General features: G+C 72.8%; 20 protein-coding genes and 1 pseudogene. 4 read left to right on the top strand and 17 right to left on the bottom strand.

Features of this window, described 5'->3' with window-relative positions; all coding sequences use genetic code 11:
- Nucleotides 1-4: 4 nt before the first annotated feature.
- From trmD to rpsP, 4 genes and pseudogenes are all read right to left on the bottom strand, one after another.
- Nucleotides 5-676 (bottom strand): annotated as a pseudogene (gene trmD / locus QJ852_09650) (tRNA (guanosine(37)-N1)-methyltransferase TrmD).
- Nucleotides 673-1248, bottom strand: a complete 576-nt coding sequence (rimM, locus tag QJ852_09645; GenBank protein WGX98695.1) for a ribosome maturation factor RimM — start codon at nucleotides 1246-1248, stop codon at nucleotides 673-675. The pseudogene trmD and the gene rimM overlap by 4 nt, the downstream one beginning before the upstream one ends.
- Before the next feature lie 104 nt (nucleotides 1249-1352).
- Nucleotides 1353-1592 (bottom strand): RNA-binding protein, encoded by a 240-nt coding sequence (locus QJ852_09640; protein WGX98694.1) that lies wholly within the window; start codon nucleotides 1590-1592, stop codon nucleotides 1353-1355.
- Between the two features lie 4 nt (nucleotides 1593-1596).
- Nucleotides 1597-2103, bottom strand: a complete 507-nt coding sequence (gene rpsP / locus QJ852_09635) for a 30S ribosomal protein S16 (GenBank protein WGX98693.1) — start codon at nucleotides 2101-2103, stop codon at nucleotides 1597-1599.
- A 259-nt stretch (nucleotides 2104-2362) separates the two neighbouring features.
- Here rpsP and QJ852_09630 point away from each other — a divergent pair, with 259 nt between their 5' ends.
- Nucleotides 2363-2923, top strand: coding sequence for a hypothetical protein (locus QJ852_09630; GenBank protein WGX98692.1), 561 nt, complete (start codon nucleotides 2363-2365; stop codon nucleotides 2921-2923).
- Here the strand turns inward: QJ852_09630 and QJ852_09625 are convergent.
- From QJ852_09625 to ffh, 3 genes are all read right to left on the bottom strand, one after another.
- Nucleotides 2842-3915, bottom strand: coding sequence for an amidohydrolase family protein (locus QJ852_09625; GenBank protein WGX98691.1), 1074 nt, complete (start codon nucleotides 3913-3915; stop codon nucleotides 2842-2844). The two genes, QJ852_09630 and QJ852_09625, sit on opposite strands and share 82 nt — an antisense overlap.
- A 50-nt stretch (nucleotides 3916-3965) precedes the next feature.
- Entirely contained in the window at nucleotides 3966-4334 is a 369-nt protein-coding gene (locus QJ852_09620; GenBank protein ID WGX98690.1) for an NYN domain-containing protein, read from the bottom strand.
- 106 nt (nucleotides 4335-4440) lie between these two features.
- Nucleotides 4441-6018 (bottom strand): signal recognition particle protein, encoded by a 1578-nt coding sequence (gene ffh, locus QJ852_09615; protein ID WGX98689.1) that lies wholly within the window; start codon nucleotides 6016-6018, stop codon nucleotides 4441-4443.
- Nucleotides 6019-6204: 186 nt separating this feature from the next.
- Here ffh and QJ852_09610 point away from each other — a divergent pair, with 186 nt between their 5' ends.
- The 3 genes from QJ852_09610 to QJ852_09600 are packed head-to-tail and all read left to right on the top strand — an operon-like array spanning nucleotide 6205 to nucleotide 8876.
- Nucleotides 6205-8394 (top strand): carbon starvation CstA family protein, encoded by a 2190-nt coding sequence (locus tag QJ852_09610; protein WGX98688.1) that lies wholly within the window; start codon nucleotides 6205-6207, stop codon nucleotides 8392-8394.
- Entirely contained in the window at nucleotides 8391-8576 is a 186-nt protein-coding gene (locus QJ852_09605) for a YbdD/YjiX family protein (protein ID WGX98687.1), read from the top strand. The genes QJ852_09610 and QJ852_09605 overlap by 4 nt, the downstream gene beginning before the upstream one ends.
- A gap of 18 nt (nucleotides 8577-8594) precedes the next feature.
- Nucleotides 8595-8876, top strand: a complete 282-nt coding sequence (locus QJ852_09600) for a hypothetical protein (protein ID WGX98686.1) — start codon at nucleotides 8595-8597, stop codon at nucleotides 8874-8876.
- On the opposite strand, the gene QJ852_09595 is transcribed toward QJ852_09600, so the two are convergent.
- The 10 genes from QJ852_09595 to QJ852_09550 all read right to left on the bottom strand — a co-directional run bounded on the left by QJ852_09595 (nucleotide 8854) and on the right by QJ852_09550 (nucleotide 22120).
- Nucleotides 8854-11133: a [protein-PII] uridylyltransferase gene (locus tag QJ852_09595; GenBank protein WGX98685.1), complete on the bottom strand. Its 2280-nt coding sequence runs from the start codon at nucleotides 11131-11133 to the stop codon at nucleotides 8854-8856. The two genes, QJ852_09600 and QJ852_09595, sit on opposite strands and share 23 nt — an antisense overlap.
- Nucleotides 11134-11195: 62 nt before the next feature.
- On the bottom strand, nucleotides 11196-11534 hold the full coding sequence (locus QJ852_09590; protein ID WGX98684.1) for a P-II family nitrogen regulator: 339 nt from the start codon (nucleotides 11532-11534) through the stop codon (nucleotides 11196-11198).
- Nucleotides 11531-12871 (bottom strand): ammonium transporter, encoded by a 1341-nt coding sequence (locus QJ852_09585; protein WGX98683.1) that lies wholly within the window; start codon nucleotides 12869-12871, stop codon nucleotides 11531-11533. Before QJ852_09585 ends, QJ852_09590 begins: the two co-directional genes overlap by 4 nt.
- Nucleotides 12872-13060: 189 nt before the next feature.
- The gene (ftsY, locus tag QJ852_09580) at nucleotides 13061-14236 is read right to left on the bottom strand and encodes a signal recognition particle-docking protein FtsY (protein ID WGX98682.1); all 1176 of its coding nucleotides are present in this window, start codon (nucleotides 14234-14236) and stop codon (nucleotides 13061-13063) included.
- Between the two features lie 88 nt (nucleotides 14237-14324).
- Nucleotides 14325-14513 (bottom strand): hypothetical protein, encoded by a 189-nt coding sequence (locus tag QJ852_09575; protein ID WGX98681.1) that lies wholly within the window; start codon nucleotides 14511-14513, stop codon nucleotides 14325-14327.
- Nucleotides 14514-14615: 102 nt separating this feature from the next.
- A complete protein-coding gene (locus QJ852_09570; protein WGX98680.1) occupies nucleotides 14616-15074 on the bottom strand; it encodes an acyl-CoA thioesterase in 459 nt (152 codons plus the stop codon).
- Nucleotides 15071-18709, bottom strand: coding sequence for a chromosome segregation protein SMC (gene smc / locus QJ852_09565; GenBank protein WGX98679.1), 3639 nt, complete (start codon nucleotides 18707-18709; stop codon nucleotides 15071-15073). Before smc ends, QJ852_09570 begins: the two co-directional genes overlap by 4 nt.
- 62 nt (nucleotides 18710-18771) lie before the next feature.
- On the bottom strand, nucleotides 18772-20037 hold the full coding sequence (locus tag QJ852_09560; protein WGX98678.1) for an MFS transporter: 1266 nt from the start codon (nucleotides 20035-20037) through the stop codon (nucleotides 18772-18774).
- Between the two features lie 569 nt (nucleotides 20038-20606).
- Nucleotides 20607-20801 carry a hypothetical protein gene (locus tag QJ852_09555; GenBank protein ID WGX98677.1) on the bottom strand — a complete coding sequence of 65 codons (195 nt, stop codon included), beginning with the start codon at nucleotides 20799-20801 and terminating at the stop codon, nucleotides 20607-20609.
- 251 nt (nucleotides 20802-21052) lie between these two features.
- Nucleotides 21053-22120 carry a calcium-binding protein gene (locus QJ852_09550; GenBank protein WGX98676.1) on the bottom strand — a complete coding sequence of 356 codons (1068 nt, stop codon included), beginning with the start codon at nucleotides 22118-22120 and terminating at the stop codon, nucleotides 21053-21055.
- Nucleotides 22121-22231: the final 111 nt, after the last annotated feature.

The following is a 22231-nucleotide window of genomic DNA, read 5'->3' as shown; positions in this document are numbered from 1 at the left end:
CGAGGAGATCGGGACGACGCTCCGCGGTCCGGCGTACCGCCTGCTCGCGGCGCCAGGCGGCGACCTTGCCGTGGTCGCCGGAGCGCAGCACGGCGGGGACCTCGTGCCCGCGCCACGCGGGGGGCTTGGTGTAGACGGGGTACTCCAGCAGCCCGCCCTCGGCGTGCGACTCCTCCACCAGCGACGCCGCGTTGCCCATGAACCCGGGCAGGAGGCGGACGACGGCCTCGGTGATGGCGAGCGCGGCCACCTCGCCCCCGTTGAGGACGTAGTCGCCGAGGCTGATCTCGCGGACCTCGGCGACCTCGCGGGCGTGGTCGATGACGCGCTGGTCGATGCCCTCGTAGCGACCGCAGGCGAACACGAGGTGCTCGCGGGTGGCGAGCTCCTCGGCGAGCCGCTGGTCGAACGGCTCCCCCGACGGGGTGGTGAAGACGACCGTGGTCGCCGGCGTGAGCAGCTCGTCGAAGGCCTCGCCCCACGGCTCGGGCCTCAGCACCATGCCGGCGCCGCCGCCGTACGGGCTGTCGTCGACGGTGTGGTGCCGGTCATGGGTCCAGCCGCGCAGGTCGTGGACCCCGAAGGCGAGCAGGCCCTTGTCGGCAGCCTTGCCGGGCAGCGAGAGCTCGAGCGGCGCGAAGAAGTCGGGGAAGATCGAGACGTAGTCGAGTCTCACTCCTCACCCCCCGACCGGTCCCCGTCCCCGTCCTCGTCCGGGAACGGGCTGACCAGGCCGGGACGGTCGGCGACGACCACCCGACCGCCGGCGACGTCGACCTCGGGCACCAGGGCGCTCACGAACGGCACCAGCGCCTCGCGCCGGTCGAGGGTCCGGATCCGGAGCAGGTCCTGGGCCCCGTGGGTGAGGCCGACGATCTCGCCGAGGTGGCTGCCGTCGAGGTCGTACGCCGCGAGACCGACCAGCTGGTGGTCGTAGAACTCGTCGGGGTCCTCCGGCGTCTCGTCCGCGGGTACGACGGCCCGCAGCACCACGCCGCGCGCCGACTCGGCGGCCGTGCGGTCCGGCAGCTCGGCGAAGCTCGCCAGCAGCACGCCCTGGTGCCAGCGGGTGCGGCTCACCGTCAGGGTGCGCGCGGCGAACGCCGAGCCGCGGGGTGCCTCGGCCCGGAGGACCGCGCCGTCGGCGTAGCGGCGCTCGGGCTCGTCGGTGCGCACGTCGACGGTCACCTCGCCGCGGATGCCGTGCGGCTTGCCGATCCGGCCGACGACGACCTCGATGCTCTCCACGCCCCCGAGGTTAGGGCCAGCGCCGGGGGAAAGCCGAACGGGCGCCTCCCCGGAGGGAGACGCCCGTTCGTGATGTGCTCAGCCCGGGCTCGGCCCGGACCAGATCAGCGGCGGTCGGTGTCGACGAAGTCGATCCGGGTGCTGCTGTTGCCGGCGATCGCGGAGATCACGGTGCGGAAGGCCGTCGCCGTGCGACCGCTCCGGCCGATCACCTTGCCGAGGTCGTCGGGGTGGACCCGGACCTCGAGCACGGAGCCGCGGCGCAGCTGCTTGTCGCGCACGACCACGTCGTCGGGGTGGTCGACCACTCCGCGGACGAGGTGCTCCAGCGCGTCGGCCAGCATCGGCTCAGGCCTCGCCGGTCTCGGCAGCCGGAGCCTCGTCGGCCGGGGTCTCGGCGGTCGCCTCGGCCGGGGTCTCCTCGGCGGCGGCCTCGGCCGGAGCCTCCTCGACCTTGTCGGCCTTCTTGTCGGCCTTCTTCTTCGCGGTGGTCGCCGAGGCCTTGGGCTCGTTGGCGGCCTCCTTGAGGGCCTCGTTGAAGATCTCGAGCTTGTCGCGCTTGGGCTCCTTGACCTTGAGGGTGCCCTCGGCGCCGTCGATGCCCTTGAACTTCTGCCAGTCGCCGGTGATCTCGAGGATGCGGGCGACGGCCTCGGAGGGCTGCGCGCCGACGCCGAGCCAGTACTGCGCCCGCTCGGAGACGACGTCGATGTACGACGGGTCCTCCTTGGGGTGGTACTTGCCGATCTCCTCGATCACCGCGCCGTCGCGCTTCTTGCGCGAGTCGACGATGACGATGCGGTACTGCGGAACCCGGACCTTGCCCAGGCGCTTCAGACGAATCTTGACGGCCACGTTTGTGGTGTCTCCTTGAGAACTGGTGGTGGGTGAGCCAGGGACCGCCAGGTGGGGAACACCGGGGCCCGGACTCGGACGGGTTCTGCCACCTCCGGTTGAGAGGGACCGGACGTCGCAGAACTCAGTCGGACAGTCTGCCACGCCGGGGCGGCCGGGCATAAATCAGGATGCCTCCCCTCGGCGGCGCGACAGGTGGCTCGAACGGGTGGATCCGAGAACCCGGGTGGCGGCGCCGGCGACCTGCGACGATGCTGCGATGTCACGGTCCCTCACCGGCTCCCGCTGGGGTTGGTCGTGCCTGGTCCTCGGCCTGCTCGCGGTCCTGGCGCTCGCGGTGCCGGGCGTCGGCTACCTCTCCGACAGCCGGGCAGGCGGCCACCCGCTCGACGAGACGCCCCGCCAGCTCCACCTGCCCGCCGACCGGACCTACGGCATCTACGTGAGCGACGCCGACAACAGCGGATACTCCGTCGGCTGCACGGCGAGCGACATCGACGGGCCGATCGAGTTCCGTCGGCCACCCTGGTCGGTCTCCGGATCGGACATCGAGATGCTCGAGCACGTCTATGACACCGGATCCGGCCTGCTGACCATCTCCTGCTCCTCGGACGAGCCGGTCGGGACGCGACCGGTGCCGAACCACCTCGCGATGCTGATCGGCGTGCTGGTCGCCGGGACGCTCGGCTGCGTCGCGCTCGGGTGTGCGGTCGCGTGGATCGTGCGGCGCCGCGAGCGTCAGGCGACGACCCTGCCGCGCAGCACCACCCGGGACGGCTCGGCGAGCACGGACAGGTCCTCGACCGGGTTGCGCGGGTAGACGACGAAGTCGGCCGGGTCGCCCTCGTCGAGTCCGGGATTCCAGCCGAGCCAGGCCCGGCCCCGCCAGGACGCGGCACCGAGCACGTACTCGTTGGGGAGGCCCATTGCGGCCATCGCCAGGATCTCCTCGTGGAGGACGCCGTGGCGCGACGAGCCGCCGCCGTCACTGCCGACGTAGAGCGCCACGCCGGCGTCGTACGCGTTCATCAGGACCTCGCGGCGGGTGGCGTAGAGGGACTCCATGGTCGCGCTGTACGCCGGGAACTTGTCGCGCCCGGCCTCGGCGAAGCCGGGGAACTTGCCGGTCTGCAGCACCGTCGGCACCAGCGCGACGCCGCCCGCCACCATCCGGTCCAGATGCGCGGCGGTCAGGCCGGTGCCGTGCTCGATGCAGTCGATGCCGGCCTCGAGGAGCGGGGAGAGGGAGTCGGCGCCGAAGCAGTGGGCGGTGACCTTGGCCCCCTGCGCGTGGGCGACCTGGATCGCTGCGGCGACCGCGTCGGCCGGGAAGGACGGGGCGAGGTCGCCGTCGTCGCGGGAGATCCAGTCGCCGACGAGCTTGACCCAGCCGTCACCGTCGACGGCCTGCTCGGCGACCGCCTCGGCCAGCCCGTCGGGCTCGACCTCCTGGGCGTAGTTGCGGAGGTAGCGCTTGGTGCGCGCCACGTGCCGCCCGCAGCGGATCAGCCGGGGCAGGTCCTCGCGCTCGTGGACCCAGCGGGTGTCGGCCGGGGAGCCGCAGTCGCGGGTGAGGAGGACACCGTTGTCGCGGTCGGCGATCGCGGTCCGCTCGATCTCGGCGTCGTCGACCGCTCCCCCGTCCTCGAGGCCGAGGTGGTTGTGGGCGTCGACCAGGCCGGGCACGATCCAGCCCTCACCGGCACTCTCGGCGCCCGCCGGCCGGTCGTAGGTGATCCGTCCGTCGACGACGTACACCTCCCGCACCTCGCCGTCGGGCAGGACCGGACCGGAGAACCTCAGCGCGCTCACCCGGGCGACGCTATCAACGCGCCCCGGGGCTCCGGTGCCCCCCAACGAGGTCAGAGGTGGGAGATCAGCCAGGTCGGCGAGAGCGTGGTGGCACCGACCCCGTGCACCCGGGCGTCGAGGGCCCGGTCCGCCGTCACCACGACGACCCGGCCGCCCCGCTCGGCGGCCTTGCGGGCCTCGGCGACGATCGTGGCGTCGCCGTCCTTCGGGGCGTGCACGGTGCGCACGTGCGCGTCCCGGCCGGCCCGGACGCCGCCCTTCGCCTGGCCCTCGAGCACCAGGACCACGACGTCGAACTCCACGTCGGCGACGAGCAGCTGCTCGTGGAGACGTGCGGCGGCCCCGGCCCGGTCCTTCCACCAGCCGTCCGGGCGAGCACCGACGACATTGGCTCCATCGACGATGAGAATCGAACTCATCCCACCCCCTGGGATCCGCTCCCCGCCGATTGGGCAGAGACCGCACCTCCGGACCCTGAAATGTCGCGGATTGGTCCCAAACCGCAAGAGCGGCAAGTCCAGTTGACTACTTCAGGAACTTGGAGAAGTCCTTGGGCAGCTGCAAGTTCTCGGCGGCCGCCTCGTAGTCGATGTCCTGGCCGATGCCGAACGGGTTCGGCTTCGCCTCGGCGGCCTTCTCCTTGGCCGCCTTCGCCTCCTGGGCCGCCTTGGCCGGGTTGCCGGAGCGGCGGGCGCCCTTGCCCTTGGCCTGCTTCGCCTTCTGCTTGGCGCTGACCCGCTTGCCGCCGCCGGGCCCGCCCATGCCAGGCATCCCGGGCATGCCCGGCATCCCCGGCATGCCGCCGCCGCGGGCCATCTGCATCATCATCTTGCGCGCCTCGAAGAAGCGGTCGACGAGCTGGTTGACGTCGGAGACGGTGCGGCCCGAGCCCTTGGCGATGCGGGCGCGGCGGGAGCCGTCGATGAGCTTCGGGTTGGCCCGCTCGGCGGGGGTCATCGAGCGGATGACCGCCTCGACCCGGTCGATCTCGCGGTCGTCGAAGTTCTCGAGCTGCTCGCGGATCTGGCCCATGCCGGGCAGCATGCCGAGGATCTTCTGCATCGAGCCGAGCTTCTTCAGCTGCTGCATCTGCGACAGGAAGTCGTCGAGGGTGAAGTCACCCCCGGTGAGCTTCTCGGCGGCCTTGAGGGCCTCCTCCTGGTCGAAGGCCTTCTCGGCCTGCTCGATCAGGGTGAGGACGTCGCCCATGTCGAGGATGCGCGAGGCCATCCGGTCGGGGTGGAAGACGTCGAAGTCGGTCATCTTCTCGCCGGAGGAGGCGAACATGACCGGCTTGCCGGTGACCTGACGGATCGACAGCGCGGCGCCGCCGCGGGCGTCGCCGTCGAGCTTGGTGAGGACGACGCCGTCGTACCCGACGCCGTCGAGGAAGGCCTGCGCGGTGACGAGCGCGTCCTGGCCGATCATCGCGTCGACGACGAAGAGCACCTCGTCCGGCCGCACGGCGTCCCGGATCCCCGCCGCCTGCGCCATCATCTCGGCGTCGACGCCGAGACGGCCCGCGGTGTCGACGATGACGACGTCGTGCAGCTTGCGCTTGGCCTCCTCGACGGAGGCCTTCGCGACGGAGACCGGGTCGCCGACGCCGTTGCCCGGCTCGGGGGCGTAGACCGGGACGCCGACCTTCTCGCCGTTGACCTGGAGCTGCTGGACCGCGTTGGGCCGCTGCAGGTCGCAGGCGACGAGCATGGGCGCCTTGCCCTGGTCCTTGAACCAGAGCGCGAGCTTGGCGGCCAGCGTGGTCTTGCCGGCGCCCTGCAGGCCCGCGAGCATGATGACGGTCGGGCCCGACTTGGCGTAGCGCAGCCGGCGGGTCTCGCCGCCGAGGATCTCGACGAGCTCGTCGTTGACGATCTTGACGACCTGCTGGGCGGGGTTCAGCGCCTGGCTGACCTCCTCGCCGCGGGCACGCTCCTTGACGGCGGCGACGAACTCCTTGACGACCGGCAGGGCGACGTCGGCCTCGAGCAGGGCGATCCGGATCTCACGGGCGGTCGCGTCGATGTCGGCCTCGGAGAGCCGGCCCTTGCCGCGCAGGTTCTTGAAGGTCGCGGCGAGGCGGTCGGAAAGTGTGGCGAACAAGAGCGTTGCGTCCTCGTCGGAGTCGTCGGTAGAAAGTGGAGGGTCTCGAACACCGATCGTAGCCGTCAGTGCTCCGATGCCCGACGTCTGCGGCGGAGGTCCGAGGGTACTGCGCGGGTGCCCGGCACGCCGCGCGGAGGTCGGGAGTGCCATCGGGGGCACCCCGCCGGGGCAAGGAGGCATCCCATGGCGACCACGACACCCGTACGACGACCGGACGGGCCGCGCCGCCGGCCGACCCCCGCCGCCATCGCGATCTGGGGCGGCATCGCCGTCGTCGGCGCGGTCTGCTGGACGGTGCTCGCCCTCTCCCGTGGGGAGGAGGTCTCGGCCCTGTGGATCCTGTTCGCGGCGCTGGCGTCGTACGCGATCGCGTACCGGTTCTACGCCCGGTTCATCGCCGACCGGGTGCTCGAGGTCGACGACACCCGGGCCACGCCTGCCGAGCGGCTGGAGAACGGCCAGGACTTCGACGTCACGGACCGGCGGGTGCTGTTCGGGCACCACTTCGCCGCGATCGCGGGGGCCGGTCCCCTGGTCGGACCGGTGCTGGCGGCCCAGATGGGCTACCTGCCGGGCACGATCTGGATCATCGTCGGCGTCATCCTGGCGGGCGCCGTGCAGGACATGATGGTCCTCTTCTTCTCGATGCGCCGCGACGGCAAGAGCCTGGGCCAGATGGTGCGCGAGGAGATCGGCACGGTCGGCGGCATCGCCGCCCTGATCGCGGTCTTCGCCATCATGATCATCATCCTGGCGGTGCTGGCGCTGGTGGTGGTCAACGCGCTCGCCGAGTCGCCGTGGGGCGTGTTCTCGATCGGCCTGACCATCCCGATCGCGCTGTTCATGGGGTTCTACCTGCGCTACCTGCGGCCCGGCCGGGTCGCGGAGACCACCGCGATCGGCGTGGCCCTGCTGCTCGCGGCGATCATCGTCGGCGGCTGGATCGACGACACCGGCCTGGGCGACACGCTCACCCTCTCCCACGAGACGCTCACGATCTGCCTCATCGGCTACGGCTTCGTCGCCTCGGTGCTGCCGGTCTGGATGCTGCTGACGCCGCGCGACTACCTGTCGACGTTCATGAAGGTCGGCGTGATCGTCCTGCTCGCGGTCGGCCTGGTCCTGGCCCGCCCCGTGCTGGCCAACGACGACGTCACCAGCTTCGCGATGGACGGCGACGGCCCGGTGTTCGCGGGCAAGCTGTTCCCCTTCGTGTTCATCACGATCGCCTGCGGCGCGCTCTCCGGCTTCCATGCGCTCATCTCGTCGGGCACGACGCCCAAGATGATCGCCAAGGAGAGCCAGGTCCGGATGATCGGCTACGGCGGCATGCTGATGGAGTCCTTCGTCGCCATCAGCGCGCTGATCGCGGCCTGCGTGATCGACCAGGGCCTCTACTTCGCGATGAACAGCCCGGCGGGCGCGACGGGCGGCACCCCGGGCGCCGCCGCGGAGTTCGTCGGCACGCTCGGGTTCACCCTCTCCCCCGACACGCTCACCCAGGCCGCGGCCGCCGTCCAGGAGCCGACCTTGGTCTCCCGCACCGGCGGCGCCCCGACCCTGGCGGTCGGGATCTCGCAGATCTTCACCGACGCGTTCGGCGGCGGCCTGGCGGCGTTCTGGTACCACTTCGCGATCATGTTCGAGGCGCTGTTCATCCTCACCGCCGTCGACGCCGGCACCCGGGTCGGCCGGTTCATGCTGCAGGACACCATCGGCAACCTCTGGCCGCGGTACGCCGACACCTCCTGGCGCCCGGCCGCCTGGTCGGCCAGCGCGCTGGTGGTCGCGGCCTGGGGCTACATGCTCTACGTCGGCGTGACCGACCCCCTCGGCGGGATCAATCAGCTGTTCCCGCTGTTCGGCATCTCCAACCAGCTCCTCGCCGCCATCGCCCTGTGCGTGTGCGTGACGCTGATGCTCAAGCACGGCAAGGCCCGCTGGGTGTGGGTCCCGCTGGTGCCGCTCGTGTGGGACCTGGTCGCGACGATGACCGCGAGCTGGCAGAAGGTCTTCTCCGACAACCCCGCCATCGGCTACTTCGCGCAGGCCGACCGCTACCGCGACGCCCGCGACGCCGGCGAGCTGCTGGCCCCCGCCAAGGACGCGGGCCAGATGGACCAGGTGATCACGAACTCCACCACCAACGGCGTCCTGCAGCTCACCTTCGCCGTCCTGGTCGTCGTCGTGGTCGCCAACGCCGCCGTGGTGTGGGTCCGCGCCCTCCGAGCCGGCGGCCTGCCGACGACCGAGGTGCCCGCCGTTCCCTCCCAGATCGTCGCGCCGGCCGACTTCTTCGCGACTGCGGAGGAGAAGGCCGCCGTACGCGCCTGGGAGGAGTCCCGCCTGACGGGGAGCGGGGGCCGGCGATGAGAGCGCTGGTCCGTGCCTGGCGCGCGATCCGCTGGTACGTCCGCGAGGCGACCGGCGAGGCCCGCTGGGACGACTACGTCGAGGGCTGTGCCCGCGACGGCACCGAGCCCGTCTCGCGGCGGGCCTGGGAGCGGCACCGTGCGGACCTGAGGGAGCACAACCCGCGGTCCCGGTGCTGCTGACCCGCCTATGCTGACCGGATGACGACGGTCGCGGTGTTCACCGGCGCAGGGCTCGCCCTCCTGGTGCTCGTCGTCCTCGCCGGCCACCGCACCCTGCGCAGAGGCGCTCCGGCCGGCGGCGGCGTGGCCGACGGCCTCGGCAGCTTCATCGACGTCTTCGACCCCGCGCGGGCCCGGGCCGACCGCGATCTGCGGTCCCACGACGACCAGGGCACCGTGATGCCGAGCCCGGACGACGACGACCGGCCGGTCCGTGTCGACCTCGACCGCGGCGTGGTCAGGGTGCGGAAGACCCCCTGACCGCCCTCCGGACGGCGTGGGCGGCCTGCGCCGCGCGCATGTCCGAGAGCGCCCCGGCCGCGGCCTCCTGCACGTAGAACACGTCCACCGCCTGCGGCCCCAGCGTGGAGATGTGGGCCGAGCGGACCGTCATGTCGAGGGCCGCGAGCGCCGCGCTCACGACGTACACGACGCCGAGCCGGTCCGCCGCGCGGACCTCGATGACCGTCGCATGATCGCTCGCCTCCGGCCGTACGACGACCGCCGGATCCAGCTCTCCGGGCGCATGCCGCGGGCGGAGCCGAGCGGCCGGGTCGACCCGCCGCGCAGCGACCGCGTCCAGCTGGTCGCGCAGCGCGCCCGCGTCGAGGCCGCCCTCGGCCAGGTCCCACACCGACACGGCGTGCTCCCCCTGGGACCACAGCCGGGCCGCGCGCACCCCGAGCCGGCGCAGCGCGAACACCGCGGCGACGTCGGCGAGCAGGCCGACCCGGTCCGGCGCCACGATGGTGACCCTGGAGCCGTCCGCGACCGGCTCGACGGCGATGGAGACGTCACCGTCGGCGACGGCGGCGGGGATCGGGATCTCCTCCACCCGGAAGGCCGGTGGCACGCTGCCCCGCTGCAGCGCGGTCCGCGCCCGGCGCGCCAGGTCGAGCACCAGCCCGGCACGCCACGACGTCCAGGCCTTGGGCGAGGCCGCCTTCGCGTCGGCCTCCGCCAGCGCGGTCAGCAGCGCCAGCGCATCCGGGCTGTCGACGTGCTCGAGGAGGGCGTCGATCGTGGCGGGGTCGTCGGGGTCGCGGGTGGTGGCGATGTCGGCGAGGAGCAGGTGCCGGCGCACCAGGAGCGCGACCAGGTCCGCCTCCTCGGGCGCGAACCCCATCCGCGTGGCGATGGCGCGGGCGATCGGCTCGCCGGCGACGCTGTGCTCGGTCAGCTCCCCCTTGCCGATGTCGTGCAACAGCGCCGCGACGACCAGGACGTCGGGGCGCGCCACGTCGCGGATCAGCGCCGACGCCTCGACGCAGGTCTCCACGACGTGCCGGTCGACGGTGAACCGGTGGATCGCCGAGGCATGCGGCAGTAGCCGGATCCGCTCCCACTCGGGCAGGAACCGGTCGAGGGCCCCGGTCTCGTCGAGCGTCTCCCAGACCGGCAGCAGACCGGGCCCGGCGGCGAGCAGCCGGACCAGCTGCCGGCGGGCCTCCTCGGGCCACGGCTCGGGCAGCGCCGGACACTCCCGGACCAGCCGCGCCGCCGTCGGCGGGGCGAGCACGACGTCCCGCTCCGCGGCCTCGGCGGCGGCGCGGAGCAGGAGGGTCGGGTCCTGGGCCGGCCGCGCGCCGCGGTCGAGGACGACCTCACCGCGGGACAGCGCGACGCCTGGGGCGACCCGCTGCAGCTCGGGGCGTCGGGGCCGCGCCGCGGAGGTCCGCCGCAGTGCGTCGTCGGTCCGGCGCCACGCCAGCCGCGACAGGTGCGTGACCCGCCGCCCCAGCTCGCGCACGTACCGCTGCGCCGACGCCTCGTCCGGCAGCCCGAGCCCGGCGGCGAGCGGCGCCCAGTGCTCCGGCGCGATCCGGTCGCTCGCCCGTCCGGCGGCCGCGTGCAGCAGGTCGCGCACGTCGAGGAGCTGCTGGCGGCAGCGCTCCAGGTCGGCCGCGGGCACGTCGACCAGCCAGGTCGCGGTGAGGCTCTTGAGCACGGTCGCGTCGCGCAGGCCGCCCTCGGACTCCTTGAGGTCCGGCAGCGAGAGGTGGGCCAGCTCCCCGACCGTCCGGTGCCGGCCGCGGACCAGCTCCCGCAGCTCGGGCAGCCGCAGCCGGGCCTGCCGTCGCCAGTGGGTGAGCGCGGTCGTCCGCAGCCGCAGTGCGACGCTGTGGTCGCCGGCGACGTGGCGCACGTCGAGCAGACCCGACGCCACCCGGACGTCGCCCTCCGCGGCCGTCAGCATCTCCGGCAGGGTCCGCACGGCGTGGTCGAGCTTGGCGCCCGAGTCCCACAGCGGATACCAGACCTGCTCGGCCAGCGCGGTCCAGCACTCCTCGTCGACGCCCTCGTCGGCCACCAGGACCACGTCGAGGTCGGAGTACGGCGCCAGCTCGCCCCGCCCGTAGCCGCCGACCGCCACCAGCGCCACCCCGGAGTCGGGACCGGCCGCGGCGCCGTACGCGCTGCGGCAGAGGGTGTCGGCCTCCTCCGTCCGCCGGGCGCGGTCAGCCGCGGTCATGCCCGCCCGGCCCCGGGGTGCGGGGTGGGTCTGCGTGCCGCGCACCTACCGAATTCGTCGTCATCTGACCGATCCGGGAACGAATTCGGTTGGTGCGCGGCCCACACTCAGAGCGCGGCCGCGTCCGTGTCGCCGGTCCGCACGCGGACCACCGACTCGACCGGGCTGACCCAGACCTTGCCGTCCCCGATCCGGCCGGTGTGGGCCGTCTTGGTGATGATCCCGACGATGTCGGCGGCGTCGGCGCCGTCGACGACGATCTCGATGCGGATCTTGGGGACCAGCGCGATGTCGTACTCCGCGCCCCGATAGACCTCGGTGTGGCCCTTCTGCCGGCCGTAGCCGCTGACCTCGCTGACCGTCATGCCGGTGACACCGAACGCCTCGAGCGCCTCCCGGACGTCCTCCCACTTGTGCGGCTTGATGACCGCGGTGACCAGCTTCATGCGCTTACCTCCGAAGGGGTGGACGTGCTCAGGAGCGAGGTACGACGGGCGGCGCCGCCACCGGTGGTGAGATCGTAGGCCGCCTCGCCGTGCTCGGCGAAGTCGATCCCGTCGACCTCGTCCTCCTCCGGGAGCCGCAGCCCCACGACCGCCTTGACGATCAGGGCCACCACCAGGGTCGCGATGCCCGACCAGATCATCGCGAACACCGCGACGGCGATCTGGACGACGAGCTGCTTCGCCCCGCCGCCGGTGAGCAGGCCGCCCTCGTTGGAGGCGAGGAAGCCGACGCCGACGGTGCCGACCAGGCCACCGACGAGATGGACGCCCACCACGTCGAGCGAGTCGTCGAAGCCGAACCGGTACTTCAGGCCCACGGCCAGGGCGCAGACGCCGCCGGCGACGAGACCGAGCACGATCGCGCTCCACGGCACCAGGTTGCCGCAGGCGGGGGTGACGGCGACCAGGCCGGCGACGACGCCGGAGGCCGCGCCGAGGGAGGTCGCGTGGCCGTCGCGGAGCTTCTCCACGAGCAGCCAGCCCATCATCGCCGCGCAGGTGGCCAGCGTGGTGTTGAGCCACACCAGGCCGGTCTCGGTGGTGTAGTCGTCGAGGTTGACGATCGAGCCGACGTTGAAGCCGAACCAACCGAACCACAGCAGGCCCGCGCCGATCATGGTCAGGGTCAGGTTGTGCGGCTTCATCGGCTCCTTGCCGAAGCCGAGCCGGCGTCCGACGAGCAGGGCCAGCACCAGGCCCGCGACGCCGGCGTTGATGTGGACCACCGTGCCGCCGGCGTAGTCGATCGGCGCCACCGCGGCGCCACCGTCACCGGAGAAGAGCAGGTCGGCCAGGCCGTTCTCGACGCCGCTGAGGAAGCCGCCGCCCCACACCATGTGCGCGAGCGGGAAGTACGAGAGCGTGACCCAGATCGGCAGGAACACCAACCACGCGGAGAACCTCATCCGGTCCGCGACGGCGCCGCTGATCAGCGCGGCGGTGATCACCGCGAAGGTCAGCTGGAAGGCGACGAAGACGTAGTTGGCGGGATCCGTGCTCTCGAGCCCGAACTGCGTGAACGGGTTGGAGAAGAGCTTGCCGATCTCCTTGCCCGTCGCGCCGTCGGCGGTGGCGAAGGTCGTGCTGTACGACATCGACCAGCCCCACAGGGCGTACACGATGCCCACCACGCCCAGGGCGCTGAAGGACATCATCATCATGTTGAGCACCGACTTGGTCCGGCTCATGCCGCCGTAGAAGAGCGCCAGGCCAGGGGCGGTCATCAACAGGACGAGCGAGGCCGACACCAGCATCCAGGTGTAGTAGCCGTTTTCCATGCCCGAAGATTCGGCTGCCGAGGTTTCGGCTCACGTGACCGGATGTTTCGGGCCGGTAACGGGTGCCGCACGGCGGTTACGGTCCGGTGACGGCCGTCCCGGGCCTCCCGGGCCCGAGCCGGGCGTCGTACCCGGCATCCGGGTCGCCGTTCGGCCCGGAGCCCGACCCGGATGCCGGGTGGGACGTGGTCAGCCGAGGAGCGCGTCGACGAACGCGGCCGCGTCGAACGGCGCCAGGTCGTCGGGGCCCTCGCCCAGGCCGACCAGCTTGACCGGTACGCCGAGCTGGCGCTGCACCGCGATCACGATGCCGCCCTTGGCGGAGCCGTCGAGCTTGGTCAGCACGATGCCGGTGACGTCGACGACCTCGGAGAAGACCTTGGCTTGGATCAGGCCGTTCTGGCCGGTGGTGGCGTCGAGAACGAGCAGCACCTCGGTGACCGGTGCCTGCTTCTCGATGACCCGCTTGACCTTGCCGAGCTCGTCCATCAGGCCCTGCTTGTTCTGCAGTCGCCCGGCGGTGTCGACCACGACGGTGTCGACCCCACGGTCGACGCCCTCCTTGACCGCGTCGAAGGCGACGCTGGCGGGGTCGCCACCCTCGGGGCCGCGGACGACTTCGACGCCGACCCGCTCGCCCCAGGTCGCGAGCTGCTCGGTGGCGGCGGCGCGGAAGGTGTCGGCCGCGGCCAGCAGCGCGGTGCGCTCGTCGGCGACCAGGATCCGGGCCAGCTTGCCGACCGAGGTGGTCTTGCCGGTGCCGTTGACGCCGACGACCAGCACGACTCCCGGTGCGTCGCCCTCGCCGCTCACCTTGAGCGCACGGTCCATGGTCGGGTCGACGAGGTTGATCAGCTCCTCGCGGAGCACGGTGCGGACGTCGGCGGCCTGGCCGCCCTCGACCCGCAGCCTGGTGCGCAGCCGCTCCACGAGCTCCTGGGTCGGCGCGACGCCGATGTCGGCGGCGAGGAGCAGGTCCTCGATGGCCTCCCAGGTGTCCTCGTCGAGCTTCTCGCGACTGAGCAGTCCGAGCAGGCCCCGCCCCAGCGCGTTGGACCCGGCCAGCCGCTGCCGGAGGCGCACCAGCCGCGAGGCCGGCTTCTCCGGGGCCTCCAGGGCCGGCGCGGCCGGCCCGGCGACGTCGACGTCGAGGTCAGGAGCCTCGGCAGCCGGGGCGTCGACCGCGGGGGCCTCGGCCGCGACGTCGTCGACGGTGGGCGGCTGGGTCCGGGCCGGCGGCGCGACGACGTCGGTGGTCGGGTCGGGCGTGCGCGACCCGCGCCGGGTCCGGGTCCCGACGAAGCCGGCGATCGCGAGGACGCCGACGACGGCGATCCCGATGACGAGGTAGAGCCACTCCTGCATGCGCTCATCCCATCACGCCGCCCGGCGTGGGCCGAAACGGGTGCGTCGTCGGGCGTCTGCCGCCACCGGCCGTCGTGGACGGCGACGCTCACCGCAGGCGCTGCAGGTCCCTCTCGTCGTCCTCGAGGACGGGCGCCGCGTCGATGGCGCGGCCCATCGCGTCACCCAGCCAGGGGACCACGGGCATCTTCTCGCCACGATGCGGATAGGCCACGTAGAGGGCCACGCCTGCCGAGACCGCGAGGCTCAACAGGACCGCGAGGCCGACGAACAGCACTTCGACTCCTCCGAGTAGGGATCGCTCTGCATCCCATCCTGCACCCCCGGTCCAAGACGGCGCCGGCACCGCGGCCGCCACTCCCGCGGGGAGCGGCGGAGGTCACACCACCAGCGGCTCGACGGCGGCGCGGATCAGGTCGGGGATCGGGGTCGAGGGGCGCGCCGGATCGGTGTCGTCGACGTAGACGTGGACGAAGCGGCCCTCCGCGGACGCGAGCGCACCCTCGCCGTCGGGGTCGCCCTGGAAGAGACCGATGCGGTAGACGACCGACGACGTGCCGAGCCGCTCGACGGCGAGTCCGAGCTCGATCGGGCGCGGGTAGCCCATCTCGGCGAAGTAGCGGCACGACACCTCCGCGACCAGCCCGATCGCCGGCAGTCGGCGGATGTCGGTGCCCGTCGCCTCGTGCAGGTGCGCGTTGACCGCGGTGTCGATGAGGTCGAAGTAGCGCGCGTTGTTGAGGTGACCGTAGACGTCGTCGTCGGACCAGCGGGTCGTGGCGGTCCGCCAGGCGCGGTACGCCGACCGGCCGGGTCGGCTGCGGTCGGGGCCGGTCATGCCGACTCGTCGCGCAGCCGCTGGCTGATCACCGCGGAGACGCCGTCGCCGCGCATCGTGACGCCGTAGAGCGCGTCGCCGACCTCCATGGTCCGCTTCTGGTGGGTGATGACGAGGAGCTGGGAGTTCTCGCGCAGCTCCTCGTAGATCTCCAGCAGCCGCCCGAGGTTGGTGTCGTCGAGCGCGGCCTCGACCTCGTCGAGGATGTAGAACGGCGAGGGGCGGGCCTTGAACAGCGCGACCAGGAAGGCGACGGCGACCAGCGAGCGCTCGCCGCCGGAGAGCAGCGAGAGGCGCTTGACCTTCTTGCCCGGCGGGCGGGCCTCGACCTCGATGCCGGTGGTGAGCATGTCGGTGGGGTCGGTCAGGACCAGCCGGCCCTCTCCGCCCGGGAACAGTCGCGCGAAGGTCTGGTCGAAAGCCCTGGTGACGTCGGCGTAGGCCTCGGTGAAGACCTGCTCGACCTTGACATCGACGTCCTTGACGATGTCGAGGAGGTCCTTGCGGGTGGCCCGCAGGTCCTCGAGCTGCTCGGAGAGGAACTGGTGGCGCTCCTCCATCGCGGTGAACTCCTCGAGCGCCAGCGGGTTGACCCGGCCGAGCATGCCCAGGGCCTTCTCGGCGCTCCGGAGTCGCTTGACCTGCTCCTCGCGGACGTAGGGCACCGTGCGCGGCGCGGGATCGGCCTCGCCCTCGGTGGCGACACCACCATCCCCGCCGTCTCGTGTCTGCTCACCGGTCTGCTCACCGGTCTGCTCACCGGTCTGCTCGGTGGGCGACTCGAGCACCGGCACCGGCTGGTCCGGGCCGTAGTCGGCGACCAGGCCCGCCGGCTCGAGCCCGAGCTCCTCGAGCGCCTTGGTCTCGATCTGCTCGATGCGCATCCGCTGCTGGGCACGGGCCATCTCGTCTCGGTGCACGGAGGAGACCAGCTCCTGGTGCTCCCGGTCGAGGTCGCGCAGCGTCTGCCGGACGGCCATCAGCTCCTGCTCGCGACCGCGGCGGGAGTCCTCGACCGACTGCCGGCGCCGAGTGGCCTCCTCGATCGACGTCTCGAGGCGGTCCAGGACGTAGCCCACCGCCGCGGCGACGGCCCGGCCGGCGCGGCCCTCGGCGATCAGCCGGGCGCGGCGCTCGGCCGCGCGGGCGCGGGCCTGCCGCTCGGCCGCGGCGGCCTTGCGCATCTGGTCGACCCGGCCGTGGAGGGCGCGGGCCCGCTCCTCCGAGGTGCGCAACGCCAGCCGGCACTCCATCTCGGTCTGCCGGGCTGCCCGGGTCGCCTCCACGAGCCGCTCCTGCTCGGTGGTGTCCGGCTCCTCCTCGGTGTCCTGCTCGGCGCTCGCCAGGCGCCGCTCGAGCTCGGCGAGGCCGACCAGGGCCTGCTCGCGGGACGTCTCGGCCTGGGCGATCGCCTCGGTCATCCGCTCCGCCTCGGCGCGGGCGGCCCTGGCCAGGGAGCCGTGTTGGCCCAGCTCCTCGGCGACCGCCGCGAGGGTGGCGTCGGACTCGTGCAGGCGGGCGAGCGCGACGTCGACGCGTTGACGTGCCTCGGCACGCTCGGCCTCGAGCCGGGCGAGGTCGAACCCGAGCCGCTCGGCGGCGGCGACCGCGTCGGCCAGCGACCCGGTGGCCTCGTCGACCGCGGCCTGGATCTCGATCAGGCTCTGGGTGGCGTGGGAGCCGCCCGAGGCGAAGTGGGCGCCGAGCAGGTCGCCGTCGCGGGTGACCGCCACGACGTCGGCCAGGTCGGCGACGAGCGAACGCGCGGCGTCGAGGTGGTCGACGACCGCGACCTTGCGCAGCAGGCGATTGAGGGCGGGCCGGACCTGCGCGGGGCACTCGACCACGTCGACGGCGTACGACATGCCGGGGGGCAGCGCCGGCCAGGACCCCGTCGTCTCGGCCTCTCCCCCACCGAGCAGCAGCCCGGCCCGGCCGAGGTCGTCGGCCTTGAGGTGGTCGATGACGGCGACGGCGGTGTCGGCGTCGGTGACCGCGACGGCGTCGGCGGCGGCGCCCAGCGCGGCGGCCACGGCGCCTTCGTAGCCGCCCCGCACGCTGACCAGCGCGGCGACCGAGCCGAGCAGGCCCGAGATGGTGTCGGAGGCCGCGAGCAGCGCGCCGGCGCCGTCCTTGCGGGCCAGGCCGAGCTCGAGGGCCTCCTTGCGGGCGCTGAGGCCGGCCTTGTCGCGGTCGGCCTGCTGGGCCTCCTCGCGGACCTTGGTGAGCCGCTCGTCGAGGTCGTCGAGCGCCGCGACGGCCGCCTCGTGCTCGGCGTCGAGGCCCTCCTCGCCGGCATCGAGGCCGGCGACCCTGGTCTCCAGGGCGGTGAAGTCGCGCTGGGACCGCTCGGCGCGGGCGGTGGCGTCGGCGCGGGCCGCCTCCAGGCGGCCGATCTCCTCCTCCGCGGCGTGGGCGCGCGAGCGCAGCGTGTTGACCTGACCGTGCAGCCGGGCCAGGCCCTCGCGGCGGTCGGCGGCGGCGCGCAGCAGGCCGGCGACCCGGCGCTCCTCGTTGGCCGCGGCCTCCTCGGCGGCGCGGCGGTCGGCGACGGCCCGCTCGAGCGCGGTCTGCTGATCGGCGACCTGACCGGCGATCTGCGCCTCCTGGACGGCCAGTCGCTCCGCCTCGGCCTCGATCTCGTCGGGGTCGCGGCCGGCGCCGGTCTGCTCACCGTCGGCCTCGGCGCCGGCGGCGTTGCGCACCCGCTCGGCGGCCAGGCTCTGGGTGCCGCGGAAGCGCTCGCGCAGCGCGGTCAGCGAGGAGAGGGTCTCCTGGGCCGCGGACAGCGCGGGCAGGTCCTCGCGCAGCGCGGCCTCGAGCGTGGCCTCCTGGTCACGGGCGGTGGTGATGCCGCCCTCGACCTCCGCGCGCCGGGCGAGCAGCACACTCTCGTCGGCGAGCTCCTGCTCCAGGGACGTGCGCGCGCTCACCAGGTCGTCGGCCAGCAGGCGCGCCTTGGCGTCGCGGACATCGGCCTGGACCGTTGCCGCCCGCCGGGCGACCTCGGCCTGCCGCCCCAGGGGCTTGAGCTGGCGCCGGATCTCGCTGAGCAGGTCGTTGAGCCGATGGAGATTGCCCTCGGTGGAGTCGAGTTTGCGGAGCGCCTTCTCCTTGCGCTTGCGGTGCTTGAGGACGCCCGCGGCCTCCTCGATGAAGCCGCGGCGGTCCTCGGGCGTCGCGTGCAGGATCTGGTCGAGCTGCCCCTGCCCGACGATGACGTGCATCTCGCGACCGATGCCGGAGTCGCTGAGCAGCTCCTGCACGTCGAGCAGCCGGCAGGTGGTGCCGTTGATGGCGTACTCCGAGCCGCCGGTGCGGAACATGGTCCGGCTGATGGTGACCTCGGAGTACTCGATCGGCAGCGCGCCGTCGGAGTTGTCGATGGTCAGCACCACCTCGGCCCGACCGAGCGGCGGACGTCCCGACGTGCCGGCGAAGATGACGTCGTCCATCTTGCCGCCGCGCAGGCTCTTGGCGCTGGCCTCGCCCATGACCCACGCCAGGGCGTCGACGACATTGGACTTGCCGGAGCCGTTGGGCCCGACGATGCAGGTGATGCCGGGCTCGAGCTGGAGAGTGGTCGCGGACGCGAAGGACTTGAACCCCTTGAGGGTCAGGCTCTTCAGATACACGCGGTCTCCCTTCGGGGGTCGGGCAGTCGGTCCGACGCGGGGGAAGCTCGGCAGGCCTCAGGCTACCTCGCGGGGTCGACGGATCCGCGCACCCCGGGAGGCTCGTGGGAGGCGTCGTCGGCGTGGGCGATGTGGCCGAGCTGGCGCCAGACCAGCGCGAGGGTGATCGCGGAGCCGACGAACGCGAACCAGAACGGCGCCAGCACGCCGCCGTGCTCCGCGATGACGCCGCCCAGTCCGCTGCCGATCACCGTGCCGGCGTAGATCGACACGCTGTAGACCGAGCCGACCCGCCCCTGGTACGCCGTCGGCACCGCCCGCTGTCGGACGGCCTGCGACAGGGTCCCCCAGACGAAGGCGTAGACCCCGAAGCCGAACATGATGAGCACGGCGACCCACGGCACCCGGGTGAGCGCGAAGCCGAGGTGCATGAGCACCTCCAGCGCCAGGCAGACCCGCATCAGGGTCGCCAGCGGGATGTGTCGCTCGAGCCACCCGTAGAGGACGATGCCGACCAGTCCCCCGGCCGCGGACGCCGTGGTCAGCAGGCCGTAGCCGATCGGGCCGAGGTGCAGCACGTCGAGGGAGTAGAGCACCAGCATCGCCCACGCCGCCGCCCAGGTGATGTTGAAGGTGACGATCACCAGTGCGAGGGTCCGCACCGGCGGATGGGCGGCCAGCCAACGCAGGCCGTCCGCGATGTCGCGCAGCACGTGGGTGTCGATCTCCCCGCGGACCGGACCGGGCGGCAGCGCGATCCGGGACACGAGGACCACCCCCAACAGGCCGCACCCGATCTGGGCACCGAAGGGGACCACCGTCCCGACCGCGAACAGGGCGGCCCCGAGCGGCGCGCCGGCGAACTGGTTGAGGGTGATGAACCCGGCCTGCAGCCGCGCGTTGGCGATGCCGAGATCGGACCTGGCGACGAGCATCGGCAAGAACGTCCGGTAGGCGGTGTCGGCGAAGACCTCGGCCGTGCCGAGCAGGAACATCGCGGTGAGCACCAGCGCGATGCTCACCACACCGGTGAGGATGGTGCCGCAGAGCGCGACGAGCACGACCGTGCGGAGCAGGTTGGCGACCACGACCATCCGCTTGCGATCGACGCGGTCGGCGACCGCGCCCGCGAGCAGGCCGAACAGCAGCCACGGCAGCCCGACGAGCAGCATCGCCATCGATACGAGGGCCGGGGACCGGGTCTGCGAGGCCACCAGCAGCGGGCCGGCGGCGAGCGCGATCCCGTCGCCGAGGTTGCTCACCCAGGCGGAGGCCACCAGCCGGCGGAATCCCGGGCCCAGCCGGGCCGGGACGACTGCTTCGATCACCCGGCCCACGAGATCAGCACGCTAGGCCGCGGGCAGACCCGCCGCCAGTCATTTTCGCTCCGCCCGCCCGGTGACCTCAACCCCGTGGTCCGAGCGCAGCGAGGACGGTGTCACTCGATAGGCGACACGCTCGGCCACAGCAACTCGGGCCGGCAGCGTGGCGCACGCGCGGAGCGCATGGGGGGCAAGCGTGGGCCGGAGGGTCTGCGCGCCGCCCTCGATAGGCGACACGCTGGGCCAGAACAAATCAGGCCGGCAGCGTGGCGCACGCGCGGAGCGCGTGGGGGGCAAGCGTGGGCCCGGAGGGTCTGCGCGCCGCCCTCGATAGGCGACACACTCGGCCACAGCAACTCAGGCCGGCAGCGTGGCGCACGGCGGCGGAGCCGCATCGAGTGGGCCCGCGGTCCGAGCGCAGCGAGGACCGTGCGGTGTCGCTCGATCTGCGACACGCTCGGCCACAGCAACTCGGGCCGGCAGCGTGGCGCCCGCGCGGAGCGCATCGGGGGCAAGCGTGGGCCCGGAGGGTCTGCGCGCCGCCCTCGATAGGCGACACGCTCGGCCAGAACAAATCAGGCCGGCTGCATCTCCGCGTCGCCGGTCAGGATCTCGGCCGCGCGGGCAGACATCAGCTTGTCGTTCTCCTCGGAGAGGCGGAGGACGAGGGACTCCAACTCAGCGACCCGGTTGCGCAGCCGAGCGTTCTCGACGGCGAGACGGGGGTCGCGGAGGTCGCTGTTCAGGTGACCGATCAGCGCCTTGGCCATGAAGTTGAGCCTTCCGGTTCGACAGGGTGTCGGCCCTTGGGGGCCGTCTCCAAGAGTCCCACTTCGAGGCAGCCGGGTCAAACCTGGGACCCCGCTGCCACCGGGCCGTGGCCACGGGAGGGAGCGGGGGACGGAGCGAGGGAGCGAGGGACGGAGGACAGGTGGGCAGGGAGTGCCGGGAAGACCGCGGTCGCCGCAACGGGGAAGGCCCGGCGAACCGGGCCTTCCCGGCACGTTCCTGGGGACGCGCCTCAGCAGCTGTGGCGGACCTCGCCGGTGCAGCGGTCGCGCCCGGCGCCGCCGTAGACGACGTCGACGCCCTTGCCGCCCTTGAGGACGTCGTTGCCACCGCGACCGCGGATCACGTCGTCGCCGGCCTTGCCCTTGATGGTCTCGCCCTTGTCGCTGCCCAGCAGCGTGTCGTTGCCGGCACCGCCGCTGTAGGACTGCAGGCCCTTCAGCCGGACGGCGTTGCCACCCTCCCAGCTGGCCAGCCCGGCCGCGACGTCGATGCGGACCGGCGTGGTCAGCGGCGCGAGGCTGAAGGAGTCGACGCCCGAGCCGCCCTTGATCAGCGACGTGGCGACGGTGTTGAGGCCGGGCTCGGCGGGCTCGCCCGTCGCGGGCTGCGGCGCGGCCACGATGAACGCGTCCTCGCCCTTGCCGCCCTTGATCTCACCCGAGGTGCGGTCGAAGACGACGGTGTCGTCGCCGGCGTTCATCCGCAGGATGCTGGTGAGGTAGGTGGCGTAGACGATGTCGTCGCCGGCACCGGCGTGGATCTCGGCCACCGGCACCTTCACGGTGATGGTGTCGTCGCCGTCGCCACCGAACACGACGTCGTTGCCGTCGAGCACGCTGACCTTGTCGTCGCCCGCGCCCGCGTCGATGCGGTCGTCGCCGGCGCCGCCGTCGATCGTGTCGTTGCCGTCGCCGCCGGTGATGGTGTCGTTGCCCTCACCGCCGAGGACCGTGTCGTTGCCGCCGAGCACGCTGACGGTGTCGTTGCCGGCACCCGCGTCGACCCAGTCGTTGCCGGCGCCGGTGGTGATCACGTCGTTGCCGTCGCCACCGCAGACGGTGTCGTTGCCGCCGAGGCCGTTGAAGGTGTCGTTGCCGGCGTCCAGGAAGACCACGTCGTCGCCGGCGGTGCCGTTGAGGACGTCGTCGCCCGGCGTGCCGACGATCGTCGCGGCCTTGCCGTTGCACAGGGGCGGGTCGGCGGCGTACGCCGTCCCGGGGACGACGGTCGTGGCCCACAGGGCGCCACCCGTCACGAGGGCGAGCGCGCCCGCCGTACGCCGAAGATTCGCGTGCATGGTTCGTACTCCTTGGCTGTCGTCGAACATGACACCCAGCACAGCGGATCGCGGTGGCCGGGGATTACACCCGGCGCAGCCGGGGAAGAGAGCCGGGACACGCGGCCGGGT

It is taken from the genome of Nocardioides sp. L-11A (assembly GCA_029961745.1).
GTDB lineage: Bacteria > Actinomycetota > Actinomycetes > Propionibacteriales > Nocardioidaceae > Nocardioides.
This window is presented reverse-complemented; position numbering and strand designations above follow the sequence as displayed.

Bases quoted from the DNA above. Each gene is read 5' to 3' on its own strand.
- QJ852_09640 (WGX98694.1), bottom strand. From the start codon at position 1,592: ATGCTGGCCGACGCGCTGGAGCACCTCGTCCGCGGAGTGGTCGACCAC.
- ftsY (WGX98682.1), bottom strand. From the start codon at position 14,236: ATGCAGGAGTGGCTCTACCTCGTCATCGGGATCGCCGTCGTCGGCGTC.
- QJ852_09585 (WGX98683.1), bottom strand. From the start codon at position 12,871: ATGGAAAACGGCTACTACACCTGGATGCTGGTGTCGGCCTCGCTCGTC.
- QJ852_09620 (WGX98690.1), bottom strand. From the start codon at position 4,334: ATGAGTTCGATTCTCATCGTCGATGGAGCCAATGTCGTCGGTGCTCGC.
- QJ852_09630 (WGX98692.1), top strand. From the start codon at position 2,363: ATGTCACGGTCCCTCACCGGCTCCCGCTGGGGTTGGTCGTGCCTGGTC.
- QJ852_09605 (WGX98687.1), top strand. From the start codon at position 8,391: ATGAGAGCGCTGGTCCGTGCCTGGCGCGCGATCCGCTGGTACGTCCGC.
- QJ852_09555 (WGX98677.1), bottom strand. From the start codon at position 20,801: ATGGCCAAGGCGCTGATCGGTCACCTGAACAGCGACCTCCGCGACCCC.
- QJ852_09600 (WGX98686.1), top strand. From the start codon at position 8,595: ATGACGACGGTCGCGGTGTTCACCGGCGCAGGGCTCGCCCTCCTGGTG.
- QJ852_09610 (WGX98688.1), top strand. From the start codon at position 6,205: ATGGCGACCACGACACCCGTACGACGACCGGACGGGCCGCGCCGCCGG.
- QJ852_09550 (WGX98676.1), bottom strand. From the start codon at position 22,120: ATGCACGCGAATCTTCGGCGTACGGCGGGCGCGCTCGCCCTCGTGACG.
- QJ852_09570 (WGX98680.1), bottom strand. From the start codon at position 15,074: ATGACCGGCCCCGACCGCAGCCGACCCGGCCGGTCGGCGTACCGCGCC.
- QJ852_09590 (WGX98684.1), bottom strand. From the start codon at position 11,534: ATGAAGCTGGTCACCGCGGTCATCAAGCCGCACAAGTGGGAGGACGTC.